The sequence below is a fragment of the Corynebacterium vitaeruminis genome, assembly GCF_001054325.1.
In the GTDB taxonomy this organism is placed as follows: Bacteria; Actinomycetota; Actinomycetes; order Mycobacteriales; family Mycobacteriaceae; genus Corynebacterium; species Corynebacterium vitaeruminis_A.
Map to the genome: position 1 here is coordinate 19,293 of NZ_JVVM01000008.1, position 10,776 is coordinate 30,068.

Here is a 10,776-nt window from a genome sequence, read left to right on the forward strand (position 1 = left end):
TGCTATAAGTACCCCCGATTACCGCTAGAGTTTGAAGACAACGGCTGTATATCAAGCTTCACTTTGAAAGGTTGCGCCTCATATGAGCGATCAATTCCCAGTTCTCCCTGAAGAGTTCCAGCCCGGCGACGGCCGTTTTGGCTGCGGTCCGTCGAAGGTTCGCCCGGCACAGATTCAGGCAATCGTTGACGGCGGTACCTCTATCATGGGCACTTCCCACCGTCAGCCGGCAGTGAAGAACGTTGTTGGCGAGGTTCGCGAGGGTCTGGCAGAGCTCTTCCAGCTTCCGGAAGGCTACGAGATTGTCCTGTCCCTCGGCGGCGCAACCGCTTTCTGGGATGCTGCCACCTTTGGGCTCATCGAGAAGAAGTCCGCTCACCTGACTTACGGTGAGTTCTCCTCCAAGTTTGCCAAGGCCTCCAAGATGGCTCCGTGGCTCGATGCTCCGCAGATCATCGAAGCAGAGCCTGGTTCCGCACCTGAGGTTGTCGCTGGTGAAGAGGGCGTTGACCTCATTGGTTGGGCTCACAACGAGACCTCCACCGGCACCATGGTTCCGGTCACCCGCCCGGCAGGTTCCGAGGGCCAGCTCATCGCCATCGATGCCACCTCCGGCGCGGGCGGCCTCCCGGTCGACATGTCCCAGGCTGACGTCTACTACTTCTCCCCGCAGAAGTGCTTCGCTTCCGACGGCGGCATCTGGTTGGCTGCGATGTCCCCGGCCGCTATCGAGCGTATTGAGAAGATCAATTCTTCCGACCGCTTCATCCCGGCTTTCCTGAACCTGCAGACTGCCGTTGATAACTCCCGCAAGAACCAGACCTACAACACCCCGGCTGTCGGCACCCTGCTGATGCTGGCTGATCAGGTCAAGTGGATGAACACCAACGGCGGCCTCGACGGCATGGTCGCTCGCACCACCGAGTCCTCATCTCACCTCTACAACTGGGCTGAGAACCGCGCGGAGGCAACCCCGTTCGTCACCGATGCCGCAAAGCGCTCGCTGGTCGTCGGCACCATCGACTTCGAAGACAACATCGATGCTGCGCAGATTGCCAAGGTTCTGCGCGCCAACGGCATCCTCGACATCGAGCCGTACCGCAAGCTGGGCCGCAACCAGCTGCGCATCGGTATGTTCCCGGCCATTGACCCGGAGGACATCCGTCGCCTGACTGGCGCTATCGACTGGGTTCTGGACAACGGCTACGCCGCCAAGTAGCAGCAAGGCAGCTAGCAGCAAAGCAGCTGCAAAGTAACAGCAAATTAGTTACAAAGCAGCCGCCATTTACCGGTCTCAGCCGCTTGACTCCCGCGCCACGCGCAAGGGCATTGCCCCGATTGTCCGTGACGCGGGAGTTTTGTCGTTTACCATGATTAGTGAGCATTACTTATAACGTCGACCAACAAGGAGGTTCTCGCATGAGGGAGCTGAAGCCCGTTCTGGACGGCGATGTGACCGATTCACTGACTCTCGTTCCCGCCGATATCACTGAGCAGGAACGACAGGAAGGACTTCGCTTCACGCTGCCTCTCGACGAGAACCTGCGCGCCTTCCTGGTCGAGCACTTCAAGCTCACCGATGCTACGGGTGCCCCAGTCGCAGCAGATTCCGCATCGCTTGCCGACGAATCCAGCGCCACCGCCACAGCCGCCAGTGGCAGCTCTTCGGAGGGCAACACCTCAGCGAACACCTCCGCTGATGGAAATTCCGCTGGTGACAGCACAGCGGAAGCCGCCACCGCAAGCGGTGATTCTGCCGACGGCACCGAGACAGCCGGCCACACCTCTGAGGCAGACGCAGCGCCGAAGAAAACCCCAACGGCACCGAAGCCAGTTTTGGAAGAGCCCCGCGTCGTATTGTCGCCCCGCGAGATTCAGGATCGCATTCGCAGCGGCCAGACCGTCGAAGAGCTCATTGAATACAGCGGTATGCAGCCGCGCAAGATTGAGTCCTTCGCTTATCCGGTGCTCGCGGAGCGCGCACGTATTGCGGAGCTCGGCAAGCAGTCGAAGCCGCGCCGCCTCGATGGCCCGGCCAAGCTGTCTTTGTGGGAGATTCTCGCCACCGCTTTCGCCGCCCGTGGTCAGGAACTCTCCGATGCCACATGGGATGCCTACCGCGACCCGAGTGGACAGTGGATTGTGACCGTGACCTGGAACGTCGGTCACACCACTAACGTGGCCGAGTGGAGCTACCAGGCGGAGGGACTTTCCGCACTCACTATTGCTCGCAATGAACTGGCAGCGGAACTGATTGACCCTGACTTTGCCCGTCGCAACCGCGATTTGGCCCCGCAGGCAAGTCACGCTGCCGATGCCGCGGATACCGCTGAGATGCCGGCCGCATGGCAGGCGCCGGCGGAGCCGCCGCGAGGCCATGGGGAGCACGACGATCCGTCGCAAAGCGAGGCCGTCGACGAAGACATCGACGAAGCGGAGTTCTTGCAGCACCCTGATGCGGAACAGCCGAAGCGCAAGAAGAAGACTGTCATGCCGTCGTGGGAGGATGTGCTTCTCGGCGTACGTCCGAACGGCCCGAAGAAGTAGGAGTTTCCCTCGACAATGAGCTCCATGACCAGTGGCAACGCCTCTGATTTCGAATTTGCCGCGATTCGCCGCGGTGTAGTCACGATTTGGTTTATCAGTACCAATGATCCCGCTGCGACCCTGGAGACGGGTGTTCAACACGACCGCGGTTTTGGGCGTCGTTTCCTGGCCCTTTATGACTCGACGCTGCCGGTGACACCAATTGGTGATTTCCCGCTCAATCGCTCGGCGGAGACCGGCGACGGCGAATATTACATCGGCGGTTTTGAGGGCGTTGCTGTGCTCCAGACAGTCCTCGACGATGTTTCGCAGCTGTCCAAGCTGTCGCCGCGTCTGCGGCAGGAGATTGCCGCCACGGACGTCTACGCGACTGTGTCGGATAAAGCTACGGGCTTCGGTGCCTTTGCGCATTGGCACGATGGTGAGCTCAAGCGCGCTTTCTCCGCTACTCGCTACCGCACACTGGAGGACATCGGTCTTCCCTGCCCCGCAGAGGGAAGCTTCTGGGCGGGCAAGCACCGCCCGCTGCCCGACGCTTTCGAAGATACGGGTTCACGTCCGCGCGAGGGCGTCGGTTTACCTTTCATTCCGGCAGAGCTTGCCGACGCCGTCATCACCGATTGGCTCGGATTCGACCCGCATTCGCCTGCTGCAGATATCCCGGTCTGTGGTTTTGCAGTCGATGGTCGTCGCGCGGCTCCCGGAACTTCGTATTCGACGTCTCGTAGTCCGCGCGGGCTAATGGGCGAGCCGGGTTCCTCCGAGTCTGGCGCAGAACTTAATCGTGGCTACGACGACTACGAGGTTCACAACGCAGAGCCGAACCGAGACTTTCTGGAGGAGCTCAGTCGCTTTGGCGCTAAGGCCAAGAACTTCGCTGGCCGCACCTGGCAGCGGGCGCGAGGCAAGTTCGGGAAATAGTTGCTACCGCCCTAGAGCCCTAGCGCCCTGCGCGCTGCGCCTGAACGCGCAGACGTTCGTAGAAGGCAATCGCTGCGGAGGTGGCCACATTCAGGCTGTCGGTTCCCGGTGACATGGGAATGCGGGCACGCACATCGGTAGCCGCCATCGCGTGCTCGGTAAGTCCCGGCCCCTCAGCGCCAACGAGAATAGCGACCTTGTCCGTATCCATGGCATCCCACAGATCCACTGTGCCCGCAGGTGTCATGGACACCACGCGGAAGCCCTGCTCTTTGAGTTGGTCCAGGCTTCGTTGCCAGGTGGTTGTGGTACCAGGCAGAGTCGCAAATGGGACTGTCAGCACATGCCCCATGGAAACGCGCACACTGCGGCGGTACAGCGGATCGGCACACGCCGCTCCGAAGACGACCCCGTCCACACCCATGCCCGCCGCGTTACGGAACAGAGCACCGATGTTCTCGTGGTCACCGACGCCCTCCATCACAGCCAAGGTGGTGGCTCCGCTCAGAACTTGGTCCACCGAGAGTGCAGGCGCACGGTCAGCGGTGGCCAGCAAGCCGCGGTGAAGATCAAATCCGGCTGCTGCAGCCAGAACCTCCCGGTCGAGCTCATACCAGGGCACCGTTTCCGCAATGTCGACCTCGCGCGCGGTCAAACCGTCGGCAAGCGTGGCGAGCTTCTGGCGAGTACCGAAGACTGCGCGGAGTGGAAAGCGCGAGCGCACTAGACGCGGCACGATAAGTGTGCCTTCAGCGATGACCAGCCCTTTGCCGCCGGGCAGATCGGGGCGGGAATCGGACTTGTTTAGGTTGCGGATGTCATCGAGCCGGCTGTCGGAAGGATCATCGATGACGATGGGTGCAAAGCGACCGAGGGATGCGGTGGTACTCATGGATACTCTTTAGCCGCCCAACAGAGCGGTGAATGGATCAGCGGCGAAGTAGATGACGAACAGCCCGGAGACAATCCACATCAGTGGATGCACGGTCTTAGCGCGACCTGAGAAGATAGCCATTGCTGCAAAGGTGATGAAGCCGATGCCGATACCGTTTGCGATCGAGTAGGTGTACGGCATGGTGACGATGGTCAAGAATGCCGGCAGCGCGATGTCGAAGCGGGTGAAGTCAATCTCGGTGACTTGGCCAATCATCATGGCGCCAACGATGACCAGCACCGGCGCGGCGGCTTCGATGGGCACGATTTCGTAGAGTGGCGTGAAGAACATCGCTGCCAGGAACAAGAGTCCGGTGACGATGTTGGCGAGGCCGGTGCGTGCGCCATCGGCGATACCTGCCGCGGAATCAACAAAGACGGTGTTCGACGAAGAGCTGACTGCACCACCGACGATGGCGCCGGTGCCCTCGACGACGAGGGCGCGCTTCATGTCCGGCAGCACGCCGTCCTCATCGACAAGTGCAGCTTGCTTGCCCAGACCGTTCATCGTTCCCATGGCGTCGAAGAAGTTGGCCAGGACCAAAGTGAACAGCAACATGGTGGCGCTGAGGGCACCGATGCGGGCGAAGGAGCCGAAGATATCCACAGCGCCGACGAGGGAGAGATCCGGCATACCGCCCACCCGATCCGGCAGAGTCGGCACGGCGAGATTCCAACCGGTCGGCACGGGCTTGCCGTCAGCGAAGGACGGACCCGCGTCGGTCAACGCTTCAACGGCGAGTGCAATGATGGTGTTCAGCACGATACCGATGAACAGGCCGCCCGGGATATTGCGGACGACCATAATGCCGCAGATAATCAGACCCAGCACAAACACGGCGGTCGGCCACGAGGCGATCTGGCCATTGATGCCGAGCTGCACTGGCACCGTCGTACCTGCGGCGTCGGGGATACGGCGGACCAGGCCACCGTCAACCAGACCAATCATGGCGATGAATAGGCCGATACCCACACTCATTGCGGCCTTCATATCGGCCGGAATCGCATGGAAGACAGCTGTGCGGAATCCCGTCAGGGCCAGCAGCACGATAATCACGCCGTCCAGCACGACCAGGCCCATCGCTTCTTCCCAGGCTAGCCCCTCATTGGCGACGAATGTGACAGCAACCAGGGTGTTGATACCCAAGCCCGTCGCAATGCCGAAGGGGTACTTGGCAAAAAGACCAAAAGCGATGGTCATGACACCTGCGGCGAGCGCGGTGACGGCTGCGACCTGCGGCAAGCCCAAGCTATTGCCGTTGACATCCTCGATATTGCCGAGGATGAGCGGATTGAGCAGGATGATGTAGGCCATCGCGAAGAAGGTCACTACCCCACCGCGGATCTCTGTTACGGTCGTCGAACCGCGCTCCGTGATTTGGAAGTAGCGGTCTACCGCCGAGAGATGACGCCCCGGCCGCGACGCCTTGGACTCCGTCAACTCGTCCGAGGATGTTGCAGAGGTGGACGTGCCTTTGTCCATTTTTCTAGTACCTCTCTAAAGTCTGTTTCTATCCGCGTCACGTGTTTTATCCGCGTCAACGCGGGAGTTTTTATGTCGAAGAGCAGTCACCGTGCAGTCTCTGGGACCGCGGCCACTTCGGTGCTACACCCATCTTCAGCATCGCTCCTGCCAAGGCGGGCAATTACGTGAAGTTACAAGGGCGAATCCTGGTAGGGTTCCGCCACCGGAGCACCCTGTCCAGTGACTTCCGGAATCGCAGAGTGAGCACCGCAGCCGTGGTCAAAGCTTACGGCTGTGGCGTCGAATGTCCACTCGTTGACGCACACTCCCCAGTTCTTACCCAGTGGCCCGGACAAGGGGACCATGAAGGCGCAGGTTCGGCAGCGGTGCAGTGCTTCCCGGGCAAAGTCGCTCTCCGGGCCGGTATCGCCCTCTTCCCAGCGTTGCTCGGTATCTTCCACACCCCGCGCCGACAGTGTGCGGGTCTGCAGATCTTCGCCGTCGAGTCGCTCATCTCCCACCGCAGCCGGCAACAGATCGCGCGGACCGAGATCACCGGGACGCAACCGCTCCTCGTAGGGCACCCATTCAGGCGCCTGCAGCGCGGTTTCGCCAGGCACAAGAGCCACTTCACTGACCGTTGCCTGCTGAGTGCCCGGCGCGCACGCGACCACCACATGCCACTCCCAGCCCCTGTATCCGGGCAAGTCAGCGGCAAAACGATGAACTGCAACTCCTTCGCCTACAACGCTTACCCCGGTGTGCGCGCCAGCGGGCCCCTCCCCTAGCTCTTCAATCGCGGTACGTGCAGTATCGACCGCCTGGTGATTCATCACCTTCCCCCGTCGGCGGCTATTTCGAGAACGTCGTCGATTTTCAGTCACGTTTCCTATCCTAGAGTGAAGCCATGGACAGATTCCCGTCGGGCGACGCAAAACCGGCCCGCTCCTTCCGTTCGTCATGCTTTACGACGGCCCGGGTTGCCATCCTCTCAGTGACAGCTGCCGCTCTATTATCCGGTTGCGCGGCTGATACTGATTCAAACGGCAATCACTGGGGCGCAGACCCTGCTAGTGAAACCGGTGCGGACTCGAACTCCGGCACCACACCAATGTCGACTTCATCGTCGGTTAACCCAACCGAGCTGGTTGGTGCCGATAAGGCCCCGGGGCTCGGTGGCGTTCCGACATTGAAACTGACCATCAATCAGTCCTATCCCGTCTCCGCTCCACCACTTCCCGCTGAGAAGAATGTCGCTGCCCCCTTTGTCCAGGGACTTGAGCTCGAACCTGACGGCTCTTTGCTGATGGGCACTGGACTCTACGGCGAGTCCCAGATTTACCGATTGCCCCAGTGGCTCGACAACCCTGCGGCTGAGCCGACCAACGTAGAGGATTTGCACCCCGACCTATTCGGCGAGGGAATCACCCGTCATGGCGATACCGTGTGGCAGCTGACATGGCAGGAAGGTCGAGCCATTGAACGCGACGCAGTCACTCTTAAACAGCGTCGCGAAGTCCCCTTCGACACTGAGGGCTGGGGTGCGTGCTCCTTCGAGGACACCATCGTGACCTCCGACGGCAGTGGCACCCTCACTTTCCGCTCCCCCGATGACCTCTCAGCTCAGCATCAACTGCCCATCACTGCGGCAGACACGGAGACAACGTGGCTAAACGAACTCGAGTGCGTCACGGTCGACACCGACGTAGATCCGGACGAAGCACCGGCGGACACGAGCGGTACAAACAACCTGAGCAACACAGGAGAACCAAAACCCCCACGGCCGCGCCGGGAGATTTGGGCCAACGTCTGGCAGAGCCCATTCATCTACCGCATCAATCCGGAAGACGGAAAGGTCACTGGCCTCGTCGATGCCACCGAGCTCTTCCGCGACCTGTACGCGCAGCTCTCCCCGGCAGAGCAAAAAAGTATTGATGTGCTCAACGGTATTGCGCTAATTCCGGATTCTTCCTCTACCTCTCCCAATGGGCCCCGTCAGTTCCTGCTTACAGGGAAGAAATGGCCCACTGCCTACCGTGTTACCGTGAGGGAATAGCAGTATCTGGCCCAAAAACGGCTAGTGTGACTGAACGTAGCTTCAATTCCGTTACAAATGTCGGGAAGTGAGAGTTGATGGGATCGAATAGGCGCCGCTGGCAACAGAATAGTAAGGCGTTCATGGTTGTCGGCGCTATTGTCGTGGTGGGTCTTGTCGTCACCGGCATCGTCCTCGCTGTCAATAAGTGGGCCAACCAGGCAATCGAAGATCCGCGCGCACTGTCCATCGAAGTCAATCAGAACGGCGAAACCACGAAGGTTCTTCCCTATCGCATCTGCGATTTGTTTGAGAAGAACGCCTGCACCACGATTGAGTCCAACGCCGCCAAGATTTCCCTGGGCGAGCAGGAAACAGCTGAGATTAACGTCGGCACCGCCGTTGGCTCGAACTCTTGGACTTTGCAGCGTTTCTTCTCCGACGATGCGGTCAACTCCACCTCGCGCAAGGATCCCGGCGAAGCCACGACCGAGACCATCGCTGGCTCCGCAGCTGTTGCCGGCAAGCGAACCCCACTCGGTGTCGTTGAGGTTTCCACCGCACTAATTGGAAAGAACTCCGAAGGTGAAGAGACCACCTACGGCATTACTTGGTCAATCGTCAACGAACCGTCGTAAAGCACCGCAAAACGCCCGCCCACTGAGGTTTTTCACCTTCGTGAGCGGGCGTTTTCACATCTTCTAACTACTTACGAGTCCAGCTCGCGCGCGACCGCACGCAGGACCTCAGCCATCTGATGGCCGTCCTTACGCTCCGGGTAGCGCCCGGCGCGCAGATCCCGCTGCACCGTCGACTCCAGCATGGAAATCATGTCTGAAATCATGCCGTTTAGATCGCTGGGGCTATACTTCTTCGCTTGACGACGAGCTCCTGCGCCCCCGCCTGCCCCGCCACGGCGGTGACGGGCACCGCGCGGCCCCTCATCAAGCACCTTGATTCGAAGTGCCTGCGGGCCTGGGCGGCCGTCAGCGTAGTCGTACTCCAGGCGCTGACCAGTTACAAGCTCTTCCACGCCTTTCGGCAGCACGTTCTTGCCGATGTAGACATCTTCCCCGTCCGGATTCGACACGAAGCCAAAACCGCGGTCCTTGTCGTACCACCTGACCTTACCGATGGGCACTTTCCACCTAACCTTCCCGTGCCCTGTGACTGGGGCACTCAACCTCGTTCCCCTCGTGCAGTGGTGACTGCGCTTCGGGGTCTTCGGATCGGAGGTGTGATTCTTCCGCACTTGTCACCGACCTCGCATGCACAGACGGCCGAAGTTAGAGGCTCGCTGGGCGAGCTTGGCCTGGCAGGACCGCGACGATATGCCGGGCCGGGTGCTGTATTAAAGGTGTTCCTTCAATTAAGGTGCGACCAAACAGGAAGCGCTTCAACGAGAACACATTCTTTACTACTGCTTACTACTGCGAAGTGGTGGCAGCGGTAGCGGCGTGCGGGTGCACGTCACCTCCGAGTACCTAAAGAAGTCAATTATACCCATAAATGGGCACACAAAGGGAAGATGCTTTTACCGGAAGTGAGCAGCCCCATTGACTGACACATGCACGGCCCTATCTGCAAGCTCGAAACAGTGGCTGAGCTCAGCTCCGCCGTTTGGGAGGTCACTTGCAGGCTGAACCTTAGGCATTTATGACCGCCTCCCCAAGCGCCACAAACGCGCTCAAACTAGAAAAATAACAAGACGATAACGTGACCTTCATCACATTTTAGGCTTTTAACTTACACACCACCAATAACAGTCACGCCCTCTACCTGCAATTTCACCTATTTTTATGCATGCCTTCCACCCGTTCTCAAAATGACGAGTTCGGCGATTCGCGTGACTATTTCGTTACCAACCGCTACCGTGTGCAATCGACGCGTTTAACGGACGAAGTCGCATCGATCGCCTTCATCTCACTCCAGTGCGATGACATCGGCCCGTTATTAACAACGTGAGAACTTTCCATAAGAGTGAGATGGGGTTGCATTAGCCCCACTGGCGCCACAAAGAAAATCGACGAAAAGGAAATTTTCATATGGCTCGCCACGCAGCTAAGACCAACACCTTCGCTTCCACTTCGGCAAAGGTCGCACTGACCGGTGCAATCCTCGGTGCAGGTGCCGCCGTCTTCGCACCGACCGCTTCTGCAGCCCCGGACTCCGACTGGGACCGCCTGGCACAGTGTGAGTCCGGCGGCAACTGGCACATCAACACCGGCAACGGCTACTACGGTGGCCTGCAGTTTGCTGCAAGCACCTGGAGCGCTTTCGGCGGTAACGAGTTCGCTTCGACCGCTGACAAGGCTTCCCGCGAGCAGCAGATTTACGTTGCTGAGAAGGTTCTGGCTCAGCAGGGTTGGGGCGCATGGCCGGCATGCTCCGCAAGCCTGGGCCTCTCCTCCGGCCCGACCGACCGTCCGCACCCGAGCAAGGGCGCCGCTCCGGTTCGTGCACAGGCCGCTCCGGCAGCTGCTGCTTCCGACTCCAAGACCGACCTGGTCCAGAAGTTCGCTGACCGTCTGTCCAACGTCAACAGCCTGTCCGACGCTCAGGCACTCATCGCTGAGTTCCGTGCGCTGACCGGCCAGATTGAGCTTCCGCAGGAACTGGTTGCAGCTATTCCGTTCGACCTGTCGAAGCTGCAGGGTCTGATCTAAGACTTCCGAGCTAGCCAGCTCATTTCAGTAGCCCCGAGGGTAATCCATCCTCGGGGCTACTTTTTGCCTTCAGCTGGCCGGCGACGGTGGGCCAATGCGAGTTAGTGACCGCGTAAGTTAGTGACTGCGTTTATGTCAAAAATGAGCGGAAAAATGGCTGGTAGGGTCAGGCGGTCATTGCATCATGGATAACACCAGAGATTACCTCC

General features: G+C 59.7%; 10 protein-coding genes. 6 read left to right on the forward strand and 4 right to left on the reverse strand.

Annotated features, from left to right (window positions below):
- The first annotated feature begins 82 nt into the window (after positions 1 to 82).
- The 3 genes from serC (at position 83) to ADA16_RS02110 (ending at position 3,468) form a co-directional block, all read left to right on the forward strand.
- Positions 83 to 1,219, forward strand: coding sequence for a phosphoserine transaminase (serC, locus tag ADA16_RS02100; RefSeq protein WP_048758714.1), 1,137 nt, complete (start codon positions 83 to 85; stop codon positions 1,217 to 1,219).
- 200 nt (positions 1,220 to 1,419) lie between these two features.
- The gene (sepH, locus tag ADA16_RS02105; protein WP_048758716.1) at positions 1,420 to 2,547 is read left to right on the forward strand and encodes a septation protein SepH; all 1,128 of its coding nucleotides are present in this window, start codon (positions 1,420 to 1,422) and stop codon (positions 2,545 to 2,547) included.
- A 15-nt stretch (positions 2,548 to 2,562) separates the two neighbouring features.
- Complete coding sequence (locus ADA16_RS02110; protein WP_048758719.1) at positions 2,563 to 3,468, forward strand: DUF6928 family protein; 906 nt, start codon at positions 2,563 to 2,565, stop codon at positions 3,466 to 3,468.
- A gap of 19 nt (positions 3,469 to 3,487) precedes the next feature.
- On the opposite strand, the gene ADA16_RS02115 is transcribed toward ADA16_RS02110, so the two are convergent.
- From ADA16_RS02115 to ADA16_RS02125, 3 genes are all read right to left on the reverse strand, one after another.
- A complete protein-coding gene (locus tag ADA16_RS02115; protein WP_048758722.1) occupies positions 3,488 to 4,360 on the reverse strand; it encodes a TrmH family RNA methyltransferase in 873 nt (290 codons plus the stop codon).
- Positions 4,361 to 4,369: 9 nt separating this feature from the next.
- A complete protein-coding gene (locus tag ADA16_RS02120) occupies positions 4,370 to 5,884 on the reverse strand; it encodes an NCS2 family permease (RefSeq protein WP_048758723.1) in 1,515 nt (504 codons plus the stop codon).
- 173 nt (positions 5,885 to 6,057) lie between these two features.
- Positions 6,058 to 6,750: a DUF3027 domain-containing protein gene (locus tag ADA16_RS02125; protein WP_239659305.1), complete on the reverse strand. Its 693-nt coding sequence runs from the start codon at positions 6,748 to 6,750 to the stop codon at positions 6,058 to 6,060.
- 110 nt (positions 6,751 to 6,860) lie between these two features.
- Here ADA16_RS02125 and ADA16_RS02130 point away from each other — a divergent pair, with 110 nt between their 5' ends.
- The gene (locus ADA16_RS02130; RefSeq protein WP_239659306.1) at positions 6,861 to 7,922 is read left to right on the forward strand and encodes a glutaminyl-peptide cyclotransferase; all 1,062 of its coding nucleotides are present in this window, start codon (positions 6,861 to 6,863) and stop codon (positions 7,920 to 7,922) included.
- 122 nt (positions 7,923 to 8,044) lie between these two features.
- On the forward strand, positions 8,045 to 8,539 hold the full coding sequence (locus ADA16_RS02135; RefSeq protein ID WP_048758728.1) for a DUF2771 family protein: 495 nt from the start codon (positions 8,045 to 8,047) through the stop codon (positions 8,537 to 8,539).
- Between the two features lie 71 nt (positions 8,540 to 8,610).
- On the opposite strand, the gene ADA16_RS02140 is transcribed toward ADA16_RS02135, so the two are convergent.
- A complete protein-coding gene (locus ADA16_RS02140) occupies positions 8,611 to 9,042 on the reverse strand; it encodes a cold-shock protein (protein ID WP_048758732.1) in 432 nt (143 codons plus the stop codon).
- A 904-nt stretch (positions 9,043 to 9,946) separates the two neighbouring features.
- Between ADA16_RS02140 and ADA16_RS02145 the strand changes: the two genes are divergently transcribed.
- Positions 9,947 to 10,567 carry a transglycosylase family protein gene (locus ADA16_RS02145; RefSeq protein WP_048758734.1) on the forward strand — a complete coding sequence of 207 codons (621 nt, stop codon included), beginning with the start codon at positions 9,947 to 9,949 and terminating at the stop codon, positions 10,565 to 10,567.
- Positions 10,568 to 10,776: the final 209 nt, after the last annotated feature.

Bases quoted from the DNA above. Each gene is read 5' to 3' on its own strand.
- serC (WP_048758714.1), top strand. From the start codon at position 83: ATGAGCGATCAATTCCCAGTTCTCCCTGAAGAGTTCCAGCCCGGCGAC.
- sepH (WP_048758716.1), top strand. From the start codon at position 1,420: ATGAGGGAGCTGAAGCCCGTTCTGGACGGCGATGTGACCGATTCACTG.
- ADA16_RS02110 (WP_048758719.1), top strand. From the start codon at position 2,563: ATGAGCTCCATGACCAGTGGCAACGCCTCTGATTTCGAATTTGCCGCG.
- ADA16_RS02115 (WP_048758722.1), bottom strand. From the start codon at position 4,360: ATGAGTACCACCGCATCCCTCGGTCGCTTTGCACCCATCGTCATCGAT.
- ADA16_RS02120 (WP_048758723.1), bottom strand. From the start codon at position 5,884: ATGGACAAAGGCACGTCCACCTCTGCAACATCCTCGGACGAGTTGACG.
- ADA16_RS02135 (WP_048758728.1), top strand. From the start codon at position 8,045: ATGGTTGTCGGCGCTATTGTCGTGGTGGGTCTTGTCGTCACCGGCATC.
- ADA16_RS02145 (WP_048758734.1), top strand. From the start codon at position 9,947: ATGGCTCGCCACGCAGCTAAGACCAACACCTTCGCTTCCACTTCGGCA.